This window comes from Serratia sp. CoH_122_TC_1, from assembly GCF_058191755.1.
In genome coordinates, this window is record NZ_JBXWLA010000004.1 from 268,553 (window position 1) to 290,642 (window position 22,090).

14 protein-coding genes, 3 tRNA genes and 1 pseudogene are annotated in these 22,090 nt (G+C 54.3%); 4 read left to right on the top strand and 14 right to left on the bottom strand.

Annotation, left to right across the window (positions count from 1 at the left end; all coding sequences use genetic code 11):
• Positions 1–55 precede the first annotated feature (55 nt).
• The 7 genes from hflX to nnr all read right to left on the bottom strand — a co-directional run bounded on the left by hflX (position 56) and on the right by nnr (position 8,476).
• Positions 56–1,336, bottom strand: a complete 1,281-nt coding sequence (hflX, locus tag AC2FC2_RS07400; RefSeq protein WP_037426478.1) for a ribosome rescue GTPase HflX — start codon at positions 1,334–1,336, stop codon at positions 56–58.
• A gap of 95 nt (positions 1,337–1,431) precedes the next feature.
• Positions 1,432–1,740: an RNA chaperone Hfq gene (gene hfq / locus AC2FC2_RS07405; protein WP_012004894.1), complete on the bottom strand. Its 309-nt coding sequence runs from the start codon at positions 1,738–1,740 to the stop codon at positions 1,432–1,434.
• Between the two features lie 114 nt (positions 1,741–1,854).
• Positions 1,855–2,796, bottom strand: a complete 942-nt coding sequence (miaA, locus tag AC2FC2_RS07410; protein ID WP_265556249.1) for a tRNA (adenosine(37)-N6)-dimethylallyltransferase MiaA — start codon at positions 2,794–2,796, stop codon at positions 1,855–1,857.
• Positions 2,789–4,654: a DNA mismatch repair endonuclease MutL gene (gene mutL / locus AC2FC2_RS07415; protein ID WP_209634282.1), complete on the bottom strand. Its 1,866-nt coding sequence runs from the start codon at positions 4,652–4,654 to the stop codon at positions 2,789–2,791. The genes miaA and mutL overlap by 8 nt, the downstream gene beginning before the upstream one ends.
• A gap of 22 nt (positions 4,655–4,676) precedes the next feature.
• Entirely contained in the window at positions 4,677–6,473 is a 1,797-nt protein-coding gene (gene amiB / locus AC2FC2_RS07420) for an N-acetylmuramoyl-L-alanine amidase AmiB (RefSeq protein WP_490659024.1), read from the bottom strand.
• Between the two features lie 7 nt (positions 6,474–6,480).
• The gene (gene tsaE, locus AC2FC2_RS07425) at positions 6,481–6,951 is read right to left on the bottom strand and encodes a tRNA (adenosine(37)-N6)-threonylcarbamoyltransferase complex ATPase subunit type 1 TsaE (protein WP_490307950.1); all 471 of its coding nucleotides are present in this window, start codon (positions 6,949–6,951) and stop codon (positions 6,481–6,483) included.
• A gap of 13 nt (positions 6,952–6,964) precedes the next feature.
• The gene (nnr, locus tag AC2FC2_RS07430; protein WP_490659025.1) at positions 6,965–8,476 is read right to left on the bottom strand and encodes a bifunctional ADP-dependent NAD(P)H-hydrate dehydratase/NAD(P)H-hydrate epimerase; all 1,512 of its coding nucleotides are present in this window, start codon (positions 8,474–8,476) and stop codon (positions 6,965–6,967) included.
• On the opposite strand from nnr, the gene queG reads away from it, so the two are divergent.
• A complete protein-coding gene (queG, locus tag AC2FC2_RS07435) occupies positions 8,475–9,614 on the top strand; it encodes a tRNA epoxyqueuosine(34) reductase QueG (protein WP_490659026.1) in 1,140 nt (379 codons plus the stop codon). The two genes, nnr and queG, sit on opposite strands and share 2 nt — an antisense overlap.
• Before the next feature lie 298 nt (positions 9,615–9,912).
• Here queG and AC2FC2_RS07440 read toward each other — a convergent pair.
• The 6 genes and pseudogenes from AC2FC2_RS07440 to orn form a co-directional block, all read right to left on the bottom strand.
• A tRNA-Gly gene (locus AC2FC2_RS07440) sits at positions 9,913–9,988 on the bottom strand.
• Between the two features lie 54 nt (positions 9,989–10,042).
• A tRNA-Gly gene (locus AC2FC2_RS07445) sits at positions 10,043–10,118 on the bottom strand.
• A 317-nt stretch (positions 10,119–10,435) separates the two neighbouring features.
• Positions 10,436–13,771, bottom strand: coding sequence for an autotransporter family protein (locus AC2FC2_RS07450; RefSeq protein ID WP_490659034.1), 3,336 nt, complete (start codon positions 13,769–13,771; stop codon positions 10,436–10,438).
• A 75-nt stretch (positions 13,772–13,846) separates the two neighbouring features.
• Positions 13,847–13,927 (bottom strand): annotated as a pseudogene (locus tag AC2FC2_RS07455) (ESPR-type extended signal peptide-containing protein); the annotation flags it as partial.
• Between the two features lie 585 nt (positions 13,928–14,512).
• Positions 14,513–14,588, bottom strand: a tRNA-Gly gene (locus AC2FC2_RS07460).
• Between the two features lie 201 nt (positions 14,589–14,789).
• Complete coding sequence (gene orn / locus AC2FC2_RS07465) at positions 14,790–15,335, bottom strand: oligoribonuclease (RefSeq protein ID WP_061807516.1); 546 nt, start codon at positions 15,333–15,335, stop codon at positions 14,790–14,792.
• A 183-nt stretch (positions 15,336–15,518) separates the two neighbouring features.
• Here orn and rsgA point away from each other — a divergent pair, with 183 nt between their 5' ends.
• The 3 genes from rsgA (at position 15,519) to mscM (ending at position 20,902) form a co-directional block, all read left to right on the top strand.
• Positions 15,519–16,568 carry a small ribosomal subunit biogenesis GTPase RsgA gene (gene rsgA / locus AC2FC2_RS07470; protein WP_209634275.1) on the top strand — a complete coding sequence of 350 codons (1,050 nt, stop codon included), beginning with the start codon at positions 15,519–15,521 and terminating at the stop codon, positions 16,566–16,568.
• Between the two features lie 76 nt (positions 16,569–16,644).
• Positions 16,645–17,541, top strand: a complete 897-nt coding sequence (gene asd / locus AC2FC2_RS07475; protein ID WP_209634273.1) for an archaetidylserine decarboxylase — start codon at positions 16,645–16,647, stop codon at positions 17,539–17,541.
• A gap of 13 nt (positions 17,542–17,554) precedes the next feature.
• Positions 17,555–20,902 carry a miniconductance mechanosensitive channel MscM gene (gene mscM / locus AC2FC2_RS07480; protein WP_209634271.1) on the top strand — a complete coding sequence of 1,116 codons (3,348 nt, stop codon included), beginning with the start codon at positions 17,555–17,557 and terminating at the stop codon, positions 20,900–20,902.
• 187 nt (positions 20,903–21,089) lie between these two features.
• Here mscM and epmA read toward each other — a convergent pair whose 3' ends face one another.
• Positions 21,090–22,067 carry an elongation factor P--(R)-beta-lysine ligase gene (epmA, locus tag AC2FC2_RS07485; RefSeq protein WP_209634269.1) on the bottom strand — a complete coding sequence of 326 codons (978 nt, stop codon included), beginning with the start codon at positions 22,065–22,067 and terminating at the stop codon, positions 21,090–21,092.
• Positions 22,068–22,090: the final 23 nt, after the last annotated feature.

Sequence of the window (22,090 nt, forward strand, 5' to 3'; positions counted from 1 at the left end):
ACTGGCTGAGCCGATAACACCTGCGGACCGAGTGCTCAAATGTAACAGGATATGATCATACTATAAAGTTAATCAGTTCCTGTTCCTGTTTGCAGAGGCGACGCCATTCGACGATAGGCATACGCACCACCACGCCAATACTGCCGTCTTCTTCGTTCCACTCTTTTTCAATTGCCTGAAGCTGGTAAAAACGGCTACGAAGACGGCCTGCCTCTGGCGGTAAGCGCAGCTCATAATGCGCAATTTCCCCCGATAAGCGCTCCGTCAACGCCTGATACAGCAACGGGATACCTTCACCGCTGGCGGCGGACAGCCACACACGGATCGGTAAGTTTTCATCGTTGCGGTCGATACGCGGGACAAAATCATCCAGCATATCTATTTTGTTCATCACGAGCAGTGTAGGGATCTCATCCGAGTCAATCTCAGCCAACACGGTATTTACCGCTTCAATGTTTTCATCGACGCGGGTATCCGCGGCGTCTATGACATGTAACAGCAAAGATGCCTGACGCGTTTCTTGCAGCGTTGCCTTAAAGGCGGCCACCAAATCATGCGGCAGGTGTCGGATAAACCCTACGGTATCCGCCAACACGGTATCGCCCACATCGGCGACGTCAATACGCCGCAGAGTCGGATCCAGGGTGGCAAATAGTTGGTCTGCCGCATACACATCAGCAGACGTTATTCGGTTAAACAGGGTTGACTTGCCGGCGTTGGTATATCCCACCAACGAAACGGTTGGCACATCAGCACGGGTACGCGCACGTCGGCCCTGTTCACGCTGCTTAGCTACGCGCTCCAGGCGGCGTAAAATCAAGCTAATGCGATCGCGTAACAGACGACGGTCGGTCTCTAACTGGGTTTCCCCTGGCCCGCGCAGGCCAATCCCCCCTTTTTGACGCTCAAGGTGCGTCCAGCCACGAACCAAACGCGTAGCAATGTGACGCAACTGCGCCAGCTCTACCTGCAGCTTACCTTCATGGGTACGGGCACGCTGGGCAAAGATGTCTAGAATCAACCCGGTGCGATCGATCACCCGGCATTCGCACAGGCGTTCAAGATTTCTCTCTTGCGCTGCGGAAAGGGAGTGATCAAACAGGACAACAGATGCGCCACTGGCTTTTACCGCATCTGCAATTTCTTCGGCCTTTCCTTCACCGACAAAGTACTTGGGATGCGGGGCTTTGCGGCTACCAGTCACCACTTGCAAAGCTTCGACACCGGCAGAGGACACCAGGGACTCGAATTCACTGAGATCTTCTGTATCTTTGTCTTGCGAGAAATAGATATGAACCAGGACGGCCTGCTCACCGGCTTCATAACGGTCAAACAAGCGTGCAACCTCTCAAACGGGAACCCGTGAGTTTGGGGGACATAAACAGCCCATGGCTGCTTATGCTCCCCGTCATGGTTGACTCGCAACGCGCTTTATTCAGCGTCATCGCTTTCCTGCTGCGGCTGTTGCGGCGCAGACGGGTTGTTACCATGGTGATAGTTACTGGTGCCGCCGCTCGGAGTATTGCTATGGTGCGAAACCGGACGTGACGGGACAACGGTAGAGATAGCGTGCTTATAAACCATCTGGCTCACCGTGTTTTTCAACAGGATGACAAACTGGTCAAAAGACTCAATCTGGCCTTGCAGCTTAATACCATTCACCAAATAAATAGAAACCGGAACACGTTCACGACGCAATGCGTTCAGGAACGGATCTTGCAAAGATTGCCCCTTAGCCATTCTATCTTTTCCTTATTTGCTTGTTGTTTTTAACTAAGAACCTGTCGGCTCTAAAATAAACGACCTAAAAAATTTGCGCGCTGAATACTCATCAATTGTACACAATCACTCAACCTATGCACTAACAACCTGTATTACCGAGTCCAAAGCCTCTCCCGGCTTCTCGCTGTCCAGCCAATGTACCGAGTTCCAGCCTCGTAACCAGGTCATTTGGCGCTTGGCCAACTGACGCGTTGCGCAAATACCACGATAAACCATCTCATCGTAACTAATCTCGCCAGATAAATATGACCACATCTGGCGATAACCGACACAGCGAATGGAAGGCAAATCCGTATGCAAATCACCCCGTGCAAAAAGTGCACGCGCTTCCGTCTCAAAACCCGCCGCCAACATTTGATGGTACCGCAGCTCAATGCGTTGATGGATCAACTCACGGCTGGTCGGTGCTATCGCAAATTGGTGAACATGATACGGCAACGATTCACCCGAAATTTTAGTCAGTTCCGTTAAAGTTTTACCCGAAATAAAAAAAACTTCCAGTGCTCTGGACAGTCTCTGCGGATCATTCGGATGAATTCTCAATGCCGCAACGGGGTCAATCTCTTGTAACTGACGGTGTAAAGCGTCCCACCCCAACTCTGCTGCCTGCTGTTCGATGCGTTCACGCACCGCAGGATCCGCTGAGGGTAACGGCGATAATCCTTCCAACAGTGCTTTGAAATAAAGCATGGTGCCACCCACCAGCAGCGGGATACGCCCGGCAGCGGTAATTTCAGCCATCTCTTTCAACGCATCAGCGCGAAAATCCGCTGCAGAATAGGCTTCAACGGGATCGCGAATATCAATCAACCGATGTGGCGCCTGCGCCAATTCCTCAGCGCTCGGTTTGGCAGTGCCGATATCCATGCCCCGATAAATCAGGGCGGAATCCACGCTGATCAATTCCACAGGCAGGCGTTCGCGCAGCGCGATCGCCAACGCGGTTTTGCCCGAGGCGGTTGGCCCCATAATAAAAATAGCCGGGGGACGTGGTGTCATTTCAGTTTCAATCATGCCTAAGGGCTGCCAGTGCAGCCTGTAAATCAACAGGTTGTAAAAGTCCGCTCGGTGGTGATTTGACCAGCTGCGGGCAAAGTCGTTCAACGTCGGTCAGTAATTGTATCGCTTGCGAGGTGTTCCATTGTTCATGCTCACTGCCTAAGTGGCGAGCGAACCACGTGGCCAACACCGCGGGCGACATCTCCTGATGCTCGGCCAAGTAGCCTAACAGTTCGGGTATCAGTTTTTGTAAATTTTGTTGGCGTAATGGTAAAGGTACTGCGCGCAGCGTCACACGCCCATGCTCAGACTGCAGGTCCAACCCCATTTTGACGAACAACGGCTGATGATGCACGCAAGCGGCCACCTCGTTTTTGCTCAGCGTCAGCTTGATAGGAATCAACAGCGGTTGCGGCCGTAACCCCTCTTCTGACGGGTTAAGCTGCGCCTGGCGCAACCAACGTTCAGCCACCGACAAATTAAGCAACATCAGTTGCTGACGATTTTCAATCAACGCATAGCAGGGGGGGTGGATCATCAACACACGCCCAAAACTATGTTGGCTACCGGCCAGCGGCGTTTCCTGCGCAATTTTAGCCGGCGGAAACAGCGGTTGCTTCTGCGTTTCTTGCTGAGGTTCAGCCGCGGTAGCCACCTGTAGCAGCTTGCCGTACAGCTCGCCTTCGCGTTTTTGATAACCACTGCCTGCATGATAGGCAGGTTGCGGAGCACGTTCACGCGCGACGGCAGGTTGCGGCTCGCGGTACGGCGCCGGTTGCGAGAAATGGTTCCCCCCGGCAGCGACGCGGTTTTCAGGCTGCCAAGCTGGCGCAGGTTCCTGCTCCTGCTCATCAGCCAGCGGTAGCTGCGCATTGCCGACCTGCTGCAACACGGTGGTTACCGCCTGATAAATAAAATCATGTACCAGCCGCGCCTGATGGAACCGCACCTCATGCTTGGCCGGATGAACATTCACATCAACCTGATGGGGGTCTACCTCGAGATACAGCACGTAAGCAGGCTGCTGATCGTCTTTCAATTGATCCTGGTAGGCCTGGCGGATGGCATGGTTGATCAGACGATCGCGCATCATTCGGCTATTGACGTAGCAATACTGCATTTCGCCCAGTTGCCGAGCGCCCGCGGGGTCGGCCACCCAACCACGAATGGTCAAGTCGCCATGCTGCCATGAGATATTCAGCGCATGCTGCAAAAAGGCCGGGCCACAGATGCTGCCTAATCGACGCTCATGCTGGCTCTCGTCTTTCGCTGCGCGGTATTGGCGGATAAGTTTGCCGTTGTGGCTGAGGTTGATCGCCACATCGAAACGCGCCAGCGCAATGCGCCGCACCACTTCATCAATATGGCCGAACTCCGTTTTCTCGGTGCGCATGAATTTACGCCGCGCGGGCGTGTTGTAGAACAAGTCCAGGACTTCCAGCGTGCTACCTATCGGGTGGGCCGCCGGCTTGACCGTCACCGCCTGATCGCGGCCCTCAGCGTAGGCCTGCCAGGCTTCGTGTTGTTCTGCGGTACGTGAGGTGAGCGTCAAACGCGAAACCGAGCTGATACTGGCCAGCGCTTCGCCACGAAAACCGAGGCTAACAATGGCTTCTAAATCATCGAGCGTGCTGATTTTACTGGTGGCATGACGGGCCAAAGCCAACGCCAGATCGTTCTTGCCGATACCACAGCCGTTATCGCGGATACGAATCAGCTTGGCGCCCCCGCGTTCGATATCGATATCGATACGCGTCGCCCCAGCATCCAGACTGTTTTCCACCAGTTCTTTGACCACTGACGCAGGCCGTTCAACCACTTCACCGGCGGCAATCTGGTTAGCAAGTTGGGGCGGTAACACCTGGATGGGCATGCTGACTCCTGTAATATTGGCGCTAGGCCTGCGGAATGGTCAACGTCCGGTCCAGCGGCGCGACGTCCGACTTCAGTTTATTTACACGTTTCAAGTCACTGACGCTGACACCATAGCGAGTCGCAATAGATGTCAGCGTATCGCCGCGGGTCACTTTATGTTTTGACGCTTTCTTCACGCCAGGTTTAGCCTTAGCGATGGTGCTGGTCGTGACGGCGGTGTTACCCGCTGGCACTTTAAGACGCTGGCCAACCCACACGCCATCCTTCTTCAGCTTGTTCAGATCACGCAACGCCGCCATTGTGGTGCCATAACTGTCTGCGATACCGGAGAGCGTCTCTGCACGTTTCACCACGTGAATCTGTGTTTTGCCGTTAATACGGCTACCACCGGCCGAACTAACGACCGGTGCAGGCTGACTGATGACGTCTGGTGTTGAGGATTTAACCGCCGCTGCGACGTCCAGCGGTCGGTTTTCCACCTTTGGGTCGGCTTGTAGCGGGTGCGCCAGGAAATAACTGCGCAGGCCATTGTGGATCGCCTTGGCAATTTTATCCTGATATGCGCTACTGCCGAGCAGCCGCTCCTCCGTGCTATTACTGATAAATCCTGTTTCCACCAGCAATGATGGAATGTCCGGCGAACGCAGTACGCCAAGGCTGGCGTGCTCTGGACGACGCTTATGCAATGCACCCACACTCTGCAGCTGCTGCAAGACTTTAACTGCGACATCGTAACCCACACGTTGCGAGTGACCGAATTGCAGATCCAGTACCGCTTGGCTCAGATAAGGATCCGCTTGGCTGTTGGCCAGCAAATCACCCGCACCACCCAGTAATTCAGATTGTTTCTCATGCTGTTCCAGCCAGCCCGCCATCTCACTGTTGGCACGGCGGTTGGACAACACCCAAACCGAAGCCCCATTGGCACTGCGATTTGGCGCAGCGTCAGCGTGAATGGACACCAACACGTTCGCGCCCTGCTTACGGGCCACATCCGAACGCCCCATCACAGAGATGAAGTAGTCGCCATTACGCGTTAACACCGGTTTGAACTGAGGATCGGCATCCAGCAGCGCCTGAAGGCGACGTGCGATGGCGATAGTGACATTTTTCTCTTTCAGTCCGTTCGGGCCGATCGCGCCCGGATCCTGCCCGCCATGACCTGCGTCAATCGCCACCACCACGCGATCGCCAGAACCTGCGGACACTCGGCTACTGCGCGGTGTAACCTCTGATGCGGTCCCTGCAACAACGGTAGGTTTATTGGTGAAAGGATTCGAACCGCTTGGCGCTTTACGCACCGGTTCCGGCTCAGACTCCTCCACAACCACCGGTGCTTTGCGCGCCGGCTGGCTCACAACCAGCGGCGCTGGTGCAGGGGCTTTACGCGCGGTGTTGGTATTAGTACTGCCCTCTGCAGCAATAGTGAACACCACGGTATAGACACTGCCATTTTGACGAGTAGCGACTCGGGTCTTCGAGCGCTGCGTTAAATCAAACACCAAACGCACGCTCTGGGCATCTTTCGGCGTACTGGAACGAATGCTTTTCACCAGATTCTGGCCGCTAAAATTCAGCGGCAGGCCACCCACCTTACCTTTCTGATTCACATCCAAAACCACGCGATCCGGGCCGTGTAGCGGGAAAAAGGCATAGTCTGGCGGGCCAGTGAAACTCACGGAGACCGTAGCTTCTCGCTGGGCATTGGTGACTTTAATATCTGATAGTGATGATGCAGCCAGCGCACTTGCCACACCCAAAGGCCCCAATACGGCGATCAGAGCGATTACGAATAGTTTTCTCAACGCATACGTCATTGCGGCGTCATTCCTGTGGCCCGTGAATACGGTCTAAAAGCTGGCTGCCGTAGGCGGAAACCGCCTGAATTTTTGCCTCTCGGCCTTGATCATGATAGCTGAGATGCAGCTCCAGATCTGGCTCTGGCAATACGCCCGTGCCCTGCTGTGGCCATTCCACCAGGCAAATGGCATCCTGCGCAAAATAATCGCGAATACCCATAAATTCGAGTTCTTCCGGATCGGCTAAGCGATACAGATCAAAATGGTATACCGCTAATGGCTGCAGCGCATAAGGCTCCACCAGCGTGTAGGTTGGGCTTTTAACATTGCCCTGATGGCCTAATGCCTGCAAGAAACCACGGCTGAAGGTGGTTTTACCGGCGCCCAGGTCACCGTAAAGATAAATTACGCTGGCGCGATCGCACGCCTTAGCCAAGGCGGCACCCAATGCGACAGTCGATGCCTCATCCGACAGAGGTAAAACGAGTTCTTTCATTCGATAGTTTCTATTATGCCAACTCAGGATTAACGTAATAAGGAATTTCCGGCAGCAAATCGCTTGCCAGCATTCCCCTTATTCCTTGTCTTGCCGCCACGCGATCGGCGGCTGCGCCATGCACCACACACCCGGCACAGGCAGCATCATACAGCGAGAGCTTTTGCCCCACCAAACCGCCGATTATGCCTGACAGTACATCCCCCATACCACCCGAGGCCATGCCAGCATTGCCGACGTCAGCGATTGCCATCTGGCCCTGGTCGTCTGCGATCAGCGTGCCCGCGCCTTTGAGCACAGCAACGCCGCCATAGCGTGCAACCAGATTGCGCACTGCAAGTAAGTGGTCACTCTCAATATCAGCGGTACGGCACCCCAGTAGACGTGCTGCCTCCCCAGGATGCGGGGTCATTACACGATTCTGACGCTTCTCGGGATTTAATGCCAGCAAGTTCAACGCATCCGCGTCCCATAACGCCGGTTTATCACTGGCTTGCAATACTTTCAGCGCATTCCTAGCCCATTCTCCCTGGCCCAACCCTGGCCCCACGACCAGTACGTCTGCCCAATCGAGCGCCTGCTGCAGCGTATCGTCCTTCAACGGCTGTACCATCAGCTCCGGCCTGGCGGTCAACAAGGGGCCGACATGCTCTATGTGAGTAAGCACTCGCACCAACCCCGCGCCGCTGCGTAACGCCGCCTCTGACGCCATACGTATTGCGCCACCAAAACCCTGATCGCCTCCTACCACCAACAGACGCCCCTGTTCACCTTTATGCGTGCAGGGGCGGCGTGGTTTTAACCACTGAGGCAACGATTTGTCAGTAAGCCGCTGAATCTGAGCCGGTTGCTTCGCCAACCAACCAGATAATCCTAGCGTACTCTGGTGAAGTTGCCCGACCCAATCACGTGCCTGGCCTGTCAACAAGCCAGGTTTGAGGGCAATAAAAGCCATCGTGTGCATCGCGCGGATGACCGCACCGGGCGCAGCACCGCTTTCGGCCAACAGGCCTGAAGGAATATCGAGTGCGATAACCGGCGCAAGACTGCGGTTAGCGGCTTCAATCAGAGCGTCGTACGGCGCCCGCGGTGCAGTGCTCAACCCCGTACCGAGCAAACCATCGATAATCAGATCAATGCCTGCTGGCCACTGGGCGTCAGCCGGATGGATTTCACCGCCGGCGGCCAGCCAGGCTTGCCTGGCTGCATCGGCTTCCGGCGGTAATGGACGCGTCCCCTCACAGGCGATCAGGCTAACCTTGACGCCAGTTGCCGCTGCCAGCCGAGCGACAACATAACCGTCACCACCGTTATTACCATGGCCACACAGCACCAGCCAATGGTGGGCAGCCGGGTATTGGTCACACGCCAGAGCGTAAGCCGCTTCACCAGCGCGCTGCATGAGTTGATAGAGTGAGATACCCAGCGAAGCAGCAGCACTCGCTTCCGAGCGCCGGATCCAGTCCGCAGACCAGACAGAGTGTGATAAACTGTCAGAGTATTGTTTTTCACTGTGGCCCGTCATGACTCACCCCCTCGATCTCAATCAACTCGCCCAACATATCAAGCAATGGGGGCAATCGCTAGGATTCCAGCAGGTAGGCATCTGCGACACCGATCTCAGCGCCGAAGAACCCAAATTGCAGGCATGGCTGGACAAACAATACCACGGTGAAATGGAATGGATGGCGCGGCATGGCATGTTACGCGCCCGCCCTCATGAGCTACTGCCGGGGACATTGCGGGTGATCAGCGTACGCATGAACTACCTGCCAGCCAAAGCGGCCTTTGCCAGCACACTCCAAAATCCTAACCTGGGTTACATCAGCCGCTATGCGCTGGGCCGTGACTACCACAAACTCCTGCGCCAACGGCTCAAAAAGCTCGGCGATCAGATCCAGGCCTATTGCGGTGAACTTAATTTCCGCCCCTTTGTCGATTCCGCACCGGTAATGGAACGCGCCCTGGCCTCCAAGGCCGGGATTGGCTGGGTTGGTAAACACTCACTTATTTTGAATCGCGAGGCAGGCTCCTGGTTTTTTCTCGGTGAACTGCTTATCGACTTGCCGTTACCGGTGGATGAACCACAGCAGGAGCAATGTGGCCGTTGCGTTGCCTGCATCACCACTTGCCCAACGGGGGCCATCGTCGCCCCTTATACCGTCGATGCACGGCGCTGTATCTCCTACCTGACTATCGAACTGGAAGGGGCTATTCCGGAAGAATTCCGTCCATTATTGGGCAACCGCATTTACGGCTGTGACGATTGCCAGCTAATTTGCCCCTGGAACCGCTTCTCGCAACTCACCGACGAAGATGATTTCAGCCCACGCGCGGCCCTGCATGCACCACAACTTATCGATCTGTTTGGTTGGACGGAAGAAAAATTCCTGCGCATCACCGAAGGTTCCGCCATTCGGCGAATCGGCCATTTGCGCTGGCTGCGTAATATCGCCGTCGCGCTGGGCAATGCCCCTTATCAGGATACCGTCGTGATGGCATTACGTTCCCGCTTAGAACAGGACGCCATGCTAGACGAACATATCCATTGGGCGATTGAACAACAATTGGCATGGCGTGAGGCGCAAGGTGTAGACGTGCAAACAACGCAGAAAAAACGATTGGTACGTGCTGTGGAAAAAGGATTACCGAGGGATGCTTAAAAGCTTCCATGCTTACCAGAGAGTCACTCTGTGGATTTGTGTATAAAAATAAAAATGCTTTGTCTTTCAACTGCAACAAAAAGAGCAAGTGATCGGCATAACGTTTTCCGATAAATAAATATACTTACGAATCAATCAGATAAATATTTCATTTGTGTGGCGTTGATTTTTTGAACTGAGGGTATTATGTACGCTACCTGTGGATAAGTCTGTTCACAACATTTCGACAGGATATGTATAACGAGGCAGAGAACCGCGCCAGCAAAGGCGTTGAACTGAGATAAACCGAAGAGAAAATTGGAGCGGGAAACGAGACTCGAACTCGCGACCCCGACCTTGGCAAGGTCGTGCTCTACCAACTGAGCTATTCCCGCATTGAGATGCTTTGTGCATCCGGCCATCAAACAAAACATGGCCTTTGAATTTTTTGGAGCGGGAAACGAGACTCGAACTCGCGACCCCGACCTTGGCAAGGTCGTGCTCTACCAACTGAGCTATTCCCGCGTCGCATGGGTACTGCTTAATACTCTTTTTATTCATCACACCGCTTACGCAGCATTGTTGAATAGATAATAGGAGATAAATTGCATTATTTATCCCTATCTTATTGATTTTTATGGGCTTTTTTGGCGACACTCAATCAATGGACTGCATTATGGACTAGTCATCGCGCCTTGGCAACCCCCCACATAGCGAAAAAATGCAAATTAGAGGGCGTTTGCTCAATTTGCAATCGAAGGTACCACAAGCTGACAATTTCTCAACATCTGCTGGAACGGCAGAATGATCGTGCCAGGCTGGCACGATCATTCTCATCTTAGCTAAAAATGATAACGTGCGTTCAGCATCCCGCCATATCCCTGCTGACCGTTGTTACCCGCTTGCCCAAACACATGCCCAGAAACTTGAAGCTTCTGTCCAACGTCCCCTGCGGCACCAAGCTTCATCTCTAGCATGCTGCGTGCCAATGAGGCATCCAACACGGAGCTTCCCATCTGCACAGATGCCTTTTCGCCATAATGCAGTAGGTTGGTTTCCAAAAACGGCCGAATGCCCGTTTCACGCTGCGGGTAAATGCGTAAACCGGTACGTGCAAACCAGGGATTATTCACATGACTCCTCATGCGCGTACCTTGCAGCACCGCATCCGAGGCACGGTAATCACTGTAGACAAACTGGGCATTTGGTTCCATCACCAGCCCCTCCAAGGCCGAGCCGGCGGCGAATGACGTCATCGCATAACCCGCTTCCAACGAGGCAGACCACACATTCGAATGATAATCGGCCCTCCCAAGCTCGCTGCCAATGTGGTTAGCATAGCGGCCATATTGCAACCAGGCGTCGGCATACCCCCCTTGACGCGTTGCTTCGTTTTCAAAAACGGTGGCATACATCCCTACCGCATACCCCGACATTTTCCCTTTTGCTTTCGCCTGTGCACGGGTGCCTTTGCCTGGCAATACAAGAGTGGAAACCGAATCCGTTCGCGCTGTACCGTACCCACTCATGATTCCCACGTGGGCCGTACCCTTGTTCAGCACCGAGATCTGAAGTACGTCCCCACCCAGTTGCAGGAGAGTACTGTCTGATTTCATATCGACCCGCCCCTCCGACATACTCATCCCTTTATCATGTCGGCCCTGAGTACGAAGCCATAGCCCACGTTCGTCTGGCACACTATTCCCTTCTGCGGAAATAGGCAGACGATCGCGCAGGTTATGAATAAACAGTCTGGTTCCAGCGAGTTGGTTGCCGATGTAAGCGCCGCTTTCCGGCGAAACATTACTCACGCTTGGGGCCACCGGGGGCGGCACAATTTCCTCTGGTGGCACTACTGTCGGCGGCTGTATGACCGGAGGTTCAACCGTTGGGGGTGTCACAGGCGGCTCTACCGTAGGGGGGACTACCGGTGGCTCCACCGTTGGGGGGATTACCGGGGGTTCAACGGGCGGCGTATAAGTCGAGGTCAGGTACCAGTCATCCGGCACACCCTGCTTCCCACCGCGAACCAGACTGTAATCGTAACCATTGAGGGCCAGAGTGGCCGTTCCCGCGCGATAGCCCGTTGAGGCTGCATCAAGTCTAAAGGCATCCACACCCGTTGTACCGCCGTTAAGTGTTTCTACCAGGCGAATTCCACGCTGGGTATACCCGCCGGTGCCACCAGCGTTGATAACGCGCAACGCGGTTTTACCTTCAGCCGTTCCGCCATCAATGACCAGGCGATCTGTCAGCGAATTATCATCACCGAGCCACGTATTTAACACTAGGGTCCCATTTCCCCGGTAGTGGTTAACTGTCACCGTTTTAAAACCGCTGTTGTCCGTTGGGGCCAGGAAGGCAACGGTGCCGTCATTTTCTAACGCCCCCAGCAATGAGCTATTTCGCACATACCAATAGCTGTCATTATCCAGCGCAAAACGGTTGACCAAGCCTTTCTCACGTTGGTTCACGGCCCCTACCAACTGGGAACCCTTGGCCAATAAAAGGTTTGCGGAACCGCTATCTATCAGAATATCGCCCGTCAGTTGGCTATTCTTCGCGTCCAACAGAATCGTGCCTGTTTCAATCTCTTTCGCTACCCCACCGGAGGTAATGTTAGCCGATTTTGAATACAGCAATATGCCCTGTTCTTCGGCCCCTTCAGTTCTTGCCGTGACGTTGGTGCTATCCAGGATAAACCGATGGTTGCCTCCGTTAGCAAACAAACCGACACCATCCTGCGTATCGATCCGCGAGCCGTTTGTAACAGAGACGTCATTGCTGAAGTCAGCGGAAGTCGCGTAGCTCCAAATACCCTGTGATTTCCCCCCCGTCGACGTTAATTGGACATTATTCAGACTGACCGTTGGGCTGTTGCTGATAAACAAGCCAGCGGCAGACGCACCCGACGTGGTTATTGCTGAATTAAGTGCTGTAAGAGTCGCACCACTTCCGGTGGCGTAAAGAGCATGGGAATTGTCACCGTAGGTATTGATAACCACATCTTCAAGACCGATTGTCGATCCGGCAAAGCGCGCCAAGGCCCCCACAGCACCGGAGCCAGACGTCTCAATTTTTACATTTTTGGCCGTGGTTGCTGCCTGATTCTTGGCTTCAGCCGCGACATAAAGCGCATGACCGCTGTTGCCCTCTGTCGCCAAGATACCCTCATCCAACAAGACCTTTCCTGCACGGTTATCTATGCCGACATAGAGGGTGCGAATATCGAAGCGACTTGCCGTCAGGCTAGTGCCCGCAGAGGGCAGCCACGCACCGGAGGTATATGGGTCTGGTGCTCTGATTTGCACGTTCTCCATGACAACGCGCGCATTTTGCGAATTGATATTGAGGCCATAACTGAACTCTCCTCCCGCTACCAATTTGGCATTGCGAAGATAAACCACAGGCGAGGTTCCGTTATAAAGAGACATCAGCCGGATCGCATCGCCTTTGGCGGTTAGCGTGCCGCCATTCATGTCAAAGGCACCACTTCGCACGATCACTGCAGGCCCATTGACAGAAAGCACATCCGTGTCCTTTAAGGTTATCAACGCGTTTGTGCCCTCTGCATATACAGCGGCGTTAGCGCTACCTTTAACGGTTATTGTTGAATTATCTAGCCGAATAGAAGCCCCTGGCCCGGCAAATGCCCCTTTTCCCGCAGCCATGATGGTCACGTTTTTTGCAGTAATGCTGGCTTTTGCGTCTTTCGCATGCAGACCATCACTGTTGGTACCCGCCGTAGTGATAGTCCCACCATTCAGTATAATTTTCCCGCCCGCCTGAGCCATCGCGCCATGCGAGCTTGTCCCTTCTGTAGAAAGCGTCACCCCGGTACCGGCAATGCTGCTACCTGTATCTCTCGCGTACAGTGCATGGGTTTTAGAACCTGTACCAATGGTCTCAACGGTACTGTTGCTCAAGAACACAACACCGCCGTACCGCGTCAGCACGGCTGGCGTGTCGCCAGTGTCCGTGCCGTCTGCACGAATGGAGATATCCTCGCCAGTGAAGCTATTACCGACCTGGGAGACCAAAATGGCGGGCCCTCTGCCAATGTGATTCACCCTATCGCCAGGCGCCAGAATAATTTGGGTGTTGCCACTGGGATCATCCACGACAATTTGCCCGTATTCTTCCGCAAAGCTGGATCCAGAACTGAACAGCGCCAGCATAACGGCACTGTAACGGAAAGGAGCCCGTTTATAGGGCCGATGTAAAGCAGGTGTAACCCCCGCAGTTACGTTTTTGCTAAGTCCTGAAGTCAATTCAGATACGGCTTGATATACCCGCAAAGCCGAATTAAATACGATACGAAATACGTGATTCATTATAATTTGCTCCAGCCTTTATGGCCGCTGGCAGCAATTCAAAAACAATATACTTGCTGCACATCGGGCCAAAAAGTCGTCCGACAAAATCCATTTCATGACGCTCCGTGTGCCTGGCGCCTACGAAGCCTGGGTTGGGCATGCAATCCCCTGGTACATTGGCGGAGGCCCGGCAATATCTACGTGCACATATTTACCGATACCCTATTGCCTGCATTATTCGCACTAAAAATAACACACGGCATTTAACTTAAAGAAATTAAAGTTTCCAAAAAAATGAAAATTCAGAAAAACCTTTAATACATTGAATATAAATAATAAAAATTATTTATATATTGTAATTTTAGTATATTAATTTCTTATTAATTGGGCCTAAATGAGAAAGCACACCCCCATTCTGTCGAAACAGAGATCGGGTGAGTATGACGTTGAAGCAGGGGGGCTTTGGGGAATACAAATATTGGGAGCAAGGAGTGACCCACTTGCATTGACCAGGAAAACGCGTGGTCAGGAAATACAAAAACGAAAAAAGGGGCAAAAGCCCCTTTCTTCGTCATCTGCAGAATGCTCTGCAGCGTATAATTTTGGAGCGGGAAACGAGACTCGAACTCGCGACCCCGACCTTGGCAAGGTCGTGCTCTACCAACTGAGCTATTCCCGCCCGGCGTATCGATGTCGGAACTAAACGAAATTCCTCATCGGTACGGGGTGCGCATTATACGAGAAATCCTTTTGGCCGCAAGCCCCTAAAAGCAAAAAAACACGATTTTTGTTTGATTGCTGATTAAATCGGCTGATTGAACAATTAAGCGGCGCAGCCGAGCACTTTTGGAATACGGCCCTGTCGAGGGCCCCACATCCATTACAACTGAATGAAATGCTCACGGTAATAGGCCAACTCGCCCACCGACTCACGGATGTCATCCATTGCCTGATGCGTCCCCTGCTTTTTAAAACCGCTCAGGATTTCCGGCTTCCAACGACGAGCCAACTCTTTTAGCGTACTGACATCCAGATAGCGGTAATGGAAGTAGGCTTCCAGCTCTGGCATATAACGGAACAGGAAGCGACGGTCCTGACCAACACTGTTGCCACAAATCGGTGATTTACCGGCAGGAACCCACTGCTGCAAAAAGGCAATGGTCGCCAGTTCAGCGGCATGGTCGTCGAACTGGCTGGCCTTCACACGCTCCACCAGCCCACTGCCGGTATGCGTGCGCACGTTCCAGTCATCCATAAGCCCCAGTTGTTCATCTGATTGATGTACGGCGATTACCGGGCCTTCTGCAAGGATGTTCAAATTGGCGTCAGTGACCAATGTGGCGATCTCGATAATGCGATCGCGTTCAGGATCCAACCCAGTCATTTCCAGATCGATCCAAATCAGGTTATTTTCGTTTCCTGTCATGATATTTCCTGCGTAAAAGCCAAAAGATAAACAAACTGTGGACAAGGCGGCGACCGACGCTGGCTGTTTGCTGGCAGAGGTACGCTGCGCGTGGCGGCTAACAACGGTTATTTAATATAAAATAGCGTGTATCATAGTCTTTTTGGTCGCCATGAGCGATAAAGCGGATTCAAGTGAGGCGCAGTGAGCAAGAACAAACTGTCCAAAGGTCAAGAACGCCGCGTGCAGGCGAACCATCAACGTCGCCTGAAGCGCACCGATAACAAACCGGAACTGGATGATTCCCAACTGGGCGAGCCGCAGGACGGCATCGTAATCAGCCGTTTTGGCATGCATGCTGACGTTGAAGCAGCGGACGGTACCCAGCATCGCTGTAATATCCGCCGTACGTTGCGTTCACTGGTCACCGGCGATCGTGTGGTATGGCGTCCCGGTGTTGGCACCCATGAAGGGGTCAAAGGGATTGTCGAGGCGGTATACGAACGCACCTCGGTACTGACACGCCCAGACTTCTATGACGGCGTGAAGCCGATCGCCGCTAATATCAACCAAATCGTTATTGTTTCGGCGATCTTACCCGAACTTTCGCTAAACATCATCGACCGTTACCTGGTCGCCTGTGAAACGCTGGAAGTTGAGCCACTGATCGTCCTGAACAAGATTGATCTGTTAGATGCCGAAGCGCGTAAACGGGTCGACGGTATGATGGATACCTATCGCAAGATTGGCTATCGGGTATTAGAAGTCTCCAGCCAGACGCGCGAAGGCATGGAAGCGTTTGAACAAGCGCTGGTTGGGCGCATCAGCATCTTTGCGGGCCAGTCAGGGGTCGGCAAGTCCAGCCTGCTGAACGCTCTGCTTCCTGCGTCCAAAGAGCAAATTCTGGTAAATCAGGTTTCCGATGTCTCTGGCCTCGGGCAACATACCACTACCGCTGCACGGCTGTATCATTTCCAGCACGGCGGCGACGTGATTGACTCCCCAGGGGTGCGCGAGTTTGGCCTGTGGCACCTGGAACCGGAACAAATCACCCAAGGTTTTGTCGAATTCCGTAATTATTTAGGCGGTTGCAAATTCCGTGATTGCCGCCACGATACCGATCCAGGCTGCGCGATCCGTGCCGCAATGGAGAAAGGCGACATCGCGAAAGAACGTTTTGACAACTACCACCGTATTCTGGAAAGCATGGCGCAAGTGAAGGTTCGCAAGAACTTTACTGATGCCGCAGACTGATCATACCGGGCGGCGTTGACTGTGGCGGAGCCACAGTTACAATGCGCGCCCTTTTACCCCGATTTACGAGGTTAACGTGCTGGATAGCATCAAAATTAAATTGCAGTATTGGTTGCCAAAGCTGGCACTGACCCGCCTGGCTGGCTGGGGTGCGGATAAAAACGCGGGCTGGCTAACCCAGCTTGTACTGAAGGCGTTCGCCCGCTATTACCGCGTGGACATGCAGGAAGCAAAAAATCCTGACCTGGCTTCTTATGCCACTTTTAACGATTTCTTTGTGCGACCGCTGCGTGACGGTGCGCGTCCGATCATCGACGACGCCCACTGGTTGGCGCTGCCTGCCGATGGTGCGATAAGCCAGCTCGGCCCGATCAACGACGATCAAATTTTCCAGGCTAAAGGCCATTACTACAGTCTGGAAGCGCTGCTTGCCGGCAACTATATGCTGGCGGAGCCATTCCGCAACGGCTTGTTTGCCACCACTTACCTGGCCCCGCGTGATTATCACCGCGTACATATGCCTTGCGCTGGCGTATTGCGCGAAATGATTTACGTCCCGGGCGACCTGTTTTCCGTCAACCCACTCACCGCCGCCAACGTGCCGAACCTGTTCGCACGCAACGAGCGTGTCATCTGCGTATTTGATACCGCCATCGGGCCAATGGTGCAGATTCTGGTCGGTGCCACTATCGTTGGCAGTATCGAAACGGTGTGGGCTGGTACGGTAACGCCACCACGCGAAGGCGTGATCAAGCGCTGGACCTATCCGGAAGAGGGTGCAGAAGGTGCCATCGCCTTGGAAAAAGGCGAAGAAATGGGCCGTTTCAAGCTCGGCTCTACCGTCATCAACCTGTTTACACCAGGCAGCGTAGCGTTTGCTCCGCAGCTGAATAACGGCACCGTGACCCGCATGGGTGAAGCCTACGCAGAAATACCAGCCGCGCCTGTCGCCGCTGAATCACCGCAGATCTAAAGGAATTGACGCTGTGCGCCTGATTATCACGCTATTGCTCGGTTGTTTACTGTCTCAACCGGTGCTGGCCGCTACGGTGCCCACTGAAGCTCAGATTAAACAAGAGCTAAAGCAGGCCGAGGGCAACAAAAGCGCGCCTAATCAGGCGGAAACGACAGAGGCACTCCAAAGCGCCCTCAATTGGTTGTCAGAGCGGAAAGAGTCGTTAACGCGCGTTGAACAGTACCAACGCGTAATTGACGACTTCCCCAAGATGACGCAGGAACTGCGCCGTCAGTTAACGCTGGAAAACAGTAAAATCCTGCCAAACGGCGATAATCTGCCGGCCAGCGATCTGGAGCAGCAAATACTGCAGACCAGCAGCCTGCTGCTGGAACAGGCACGCCTGCTTCAACAAGAACAGGACCGTACGCGAGAGATCAGCGACTCTCTGGGCCAATTGCCACAGCAGCAGACCGATGCACGCCGTGCGTTGACGGAAGTACAGCGCCGCCTGCAGGCTCAACCCGCCAATCCAACCACCCCGCATGCGCAAGCAGCGCTGGCGTTATTGCAGGCAGAGGCCGCGGCGCGCAAAGCCAAGGTGGACGAGCTCGAGCTGGCGCAACTGTCCGCCAACAACCGTCAAGAGCTGGCGCGAATGCGCGCAGAAGTCTACAAAAAGCGCCATGAGAAGATTGACGTTCAACTGCAGGCGTTACGCAATAACCTCAACGCACAGCGGCAACGTGAAGCCGAGCTGGCGCTGGAAAAGACCGAACAACTCGCCGAACAAAATGGCGATCTGCCAAAAAGCGTCAGTCAGCAGTTACAGATTAACCGCGAGCTTTCTGCCGCGTTGAATAATCAGGCCCAGCGTATGGACCTGATCTCATCCCAACAACGCCGGGCCGCCGCCCAAACGCTGCAGGTGCGTCAGGCACTAAGCACCATTATCGAACAGGCGCAATGGCTCGGCTCCTCGTCGGCACTCGGCGAAACCCTGCGCGCTCAGGTGGCAACGCTACCGGAAATGCCCAAGCCACAGCAGCTCGATGGCGATATGGCCCAACTGCGCGTGCAACGGCTGCAGTTTGAAAGCCAGTTAGAGAAGCTGCCTCAGCGAGAATTCAAACGTGACGACGGCAGTGAATTGACGAGCGCAGAACGTCGCATTGTCGACGCCCAATTGCGTACCCAACGTGAGCTCCTGAATTCACTGCTTTCTGGCTGCGACACTCAAATCCTCGAACTGACCAAGCTTAAAGTAGCAAATACCCAGTTGATCGAGGCGCTGAACGAAATCAAGGACGCCACGCACCGCTATCTGTTCTGGGTCCCGGATGTTAATCCGATCACCCTGTCCTACCCGATTAACGTGGCGCACGATCTTACGCTCTTGCTGTCGCTGGATACGTTATCGCAGCTGGGCGGCGCCTTTATGATGATGGTAACCAGCCGCGAAACACTGATCCCCATCTTTGGCGCTCTGCTGCTGGTCATTTTCAGCATCAGTTCCCGTAAGCACTACCACGACTTCCTGGCTCGGGCCAGCAGCCGAGTTGGTAAGGTCACCCAAGACGAATTTTTCCTGACCGTACGCACCGTATTCTGGTCAATTCTGGTTGCACTGCCGCTACCTGTACTCTGGGCAGCACTCGGGTTTGGCCTGCAAAGCGCCTGGAATTATCCGGTCGCAGAAGCGATCGGCAAAGGGGTGACGGCCACACTGCCAATCCTCTGGGTATGTATGATTTGCGCCGCGTTTGCCCACCCGCAAGGGCTATTCATCGTGCATTTCCGCTGGCCGGCGAAGCAAGTTTCACGCGCCATGCGCTACTACAAAATGTCGATCTGGCTGATCGTGCCGCTGATCATGGCCCTGATCACCTTCGACAGCCTGAAAGAACGCGAATTTGCCAATACCCTTGGCCGGCTGTGCTTTATCCTGCTGTGTTTAGCGCTGGCTATCGTCACCAACAGCCTGAAACGTGCAGGCATTCCGCTGTATCTGGACAAGAAAGGCTCCGGTGAGAACATCATCAACACCGCGCTCTGGGGGCTGCTGTTGTCAGCACCGGTGTTGGCGGCGCTCGCCTCCGCCGTCGGGTATCTGACCACGTCGCAGGCGCTGCTGGCACGATTGGAAACCTCCGTCGCAATCTGGTTCTTCCTGCTAGTGATCTACCATATTATTCGCCGGTGGATGCTTATCCAGCGCCGCCGTATCGCCTTCGACCGCGCCAAGCAGCGCCGTGCCGATATCCTGGCCCAGCGTGCGCGTGGTGAAGAGGAAACCTCACACGCCCCCAACAGCACCGAAGGTTCGATGGATCTGGATGACTCGGAGATCGATCTGGACACCATCAGTGCCCAATCCCTGCGGTTGGTGCGTTCGATCCTGACAATGATCGCGCTGGTGTCAGTGATCGTCCTGTGGTCAGAAATCCATTCCGCCTTTAGCTTCCTGGAAAACATCACCCTGTGGAACGTCAGCTCGACGGTCAATGGGGTGGATACCGCGCATCCAATCACCCTTGGTGCGGTATTGATCGCCATTCTGGTGCTGATCGTCACCATGCAGCTGGTGCGTAACCTGCCGGCGCTGTTGGAACTGGCAGTGCTTCAACACCTGGATCTGGCACCGGGCACTGGCTATGCCATCACCACCATCACCAAGTATCTGCTGTTGCTGTTCGGCGCATTGCTCAGCTTTGCCTGGATCGGCATCGAGTGGTCGAAACTGCAATGGGTAGTGACTGCGCTCAGCGTGGGGTTGGGCTTTGGTATGCAGGAGATCTTCTCTAACTTTATCTCCGGCCTGATCATTTTGTTCGAGAAACCGATCCGCATCGGCGATACCGTGACGATCCGCAATCTGACCGGCAGCGTCACCAAGATTAACACCCGAGCCACGACAATTTCGGATTGGGATCGCAAAGAGATCATCGTGCCTAACAAGGCATTCATCACTGAACAGTTTATCAACTGGTCGCTGTCGGACAACCTGACCCGTGTGGTACTGACCGTGCCGGCACCTGCGGATGCCAACAGTGAAGAAGTGACCAAGATCCTGACCAACGCCGCAGAGCGCTGCTCACTGGTGCTGGATAACCCGGCGCCTGAAGTCTATCTGGTCGATCTACAGCAAGGCATCCAGATCTTTGAACTGCGTATCTATGCCGCAGAAATGGGCCACCGCATGCCGCTGCGTCACGAGATCCATCAGTTGATCCTGTCCGGTTACCGCGAGCATGGCATTACGCTGCCATACCCGCCGTTCCAGGTGCGCAGCGAAACGCTATCCCGCTTGACCAGCAACGGTCGCACGCCGCCTTCCACGCCGGCGCCTAACACCAAACGCGAATCGGGCAGTTTGTAACCTCAGCATGCAAAAAGGGTTCGGCGTGCAATGCAACACCGAACCCTTTTATCACCACAATATACCCTATGGATTTCACGTTGCGGCCAGCTCGCCGATCCCCAGACACTGACTTACTTCAGTAAGCCAGTGGGGTGAGCGACAAATCTGTCTGAATGCTGCGGCGTGAAAGACGACAGAGATACGCTTACGCGCGCCCAACCGGGAAGGCCAACACGTCGCTCAGGCTTTCTGCCCCCAGCGCTAGCATCACCAGCCGGTCAACCCCCAGGGCCACACCAGAACATTCCGGCATGCCATGCTGCAAAGCGTCCAATAAATTGTTATCAATCGGATGCTGCGGCAAACCGCGTTCCGCACGCTTGCGATTGTCCTGATCAAAACGCTGACGCTGTTCACGGCTGTCGGTCAGTTCACGGAAACCATTCGCCAGCTCAATCCCTTTGAAATAGACCTCGAAACGTTCCGCCACCCGGTGATCTTCAGTACTGATTTCCGCCAACGATGCCTGGCTGGCCGGGAAATGATAAACGAATGCCGGTTTATCACGGCCGATGTGCGGTTCCACACCCACGGTGAACAACAGTTGCAGCAGCGTGTCGCGATCTTCTTCAGTATCGGCGATGTTGCTCAGATCGAGCTTGGCTGCCGCTTCACGCAGCTGCACTTTCTCCGCAGACAACGGATCGATATCCAGATGGCGCAAGAAAGCCTGCTGATACGACAGCGTCTCCGCGCTGTCGCAATCCAATACCTGCTGCAACAGATCGTCCACTTCATTCATCAGCCGGTACATGTCGTAATGCGGACGGTACCACTCCAGCATGGTGAATTCCGGGTTGTGGTGCCGGCCCGCTTCTTCATTACGGAAACTGCGCCCCATCTGATAGATCGGTCCGCTGCCTGCCGCCAACAACCGTTTCATGTGGTATTCCGGGCTGGTCATCATGTACAGCGTCAGGCCATCCGCGGCACCGGGTCCGACAAAGCGAGTCTGGAACGGGAACAGGTGGATATCGGTGACCGTCGCCTGGCTCATGGTTGGCGTTTCAACTTCTAATACGCCACGATCGGCGAAGAAACGCCGGATCTCAGTCAGGATCGCTGCGCGTTTCAACAAATTGGCGATGGGTGCACTTGGCTGCCAGCTTGCCGTTTCGCTCATGGTAATTACTCCGAAATCAAACA

Coding starts and splice junctions, on each gene's coding strand:
- orn (WP_061807516.1), bottom strand. CDS start 15,335: ATGACAGGAAACGAAAATAACCTGATTTGGATCGATCTGGAAATGACT.
- AC2FC2_RS07450 (WP_490659034.1), bottom strand. CDS start 13,771: ATGCTGGCGCTGTTCAGTTCTGGATCCAGCTTTGCGGAAGAATACGGG.
- hfq (WP_012004894.1), bottom strand. CDS start 1,740: ATGGCTAAGGGGCAATCTTTGCAAGATCCGTTCCTGAACGCATTGCGT.
- epmA (WP_209634269.1), bottom strand. CDS start 22,067: ATGAGCGAAACGGCAAGCTGGCAGCCAAGTGCACCCATCGCCAATTTG.
- queG (WP_490659026.1), top strand. CDS start 8,475: ATGACTCACCCCCTCGATCTCAATCAACTCGCCCAACATATCAAGCAA.
- nnr (WP_490659025.1), bottom strand. CDS start 8,476: ATGACGGGCCACAGTGAAAAACAATACTCTGACAGTTTATCACACTCT.
- tsaE (WP_490307950.1), bottom strand. CDS start 6,951: ATGAAAGAACTCGTTTTACCTCTGTCGGATGAGGCATCGACTGTCGCA.
- miaA (WP_265556249.1), bottom strand. CDS start 2,796: ATGATTGAAACTGAAATGACACCACGTCCCCCGGCTATTTTTATTATG.
- amiB (WP_490659024.1), bottom strand. CDS start 6,473: ATGACGTATGCGTTGAGAAAACTATTCGTAATCGCTCTGATCGCCGTA.
- mutL (WP_209634282.1), bottom strand. CDS start 4,654: ATGCCCATCCAGGTGTTACCGCCCCAACTTGCTAACCAGATTGCCGCC.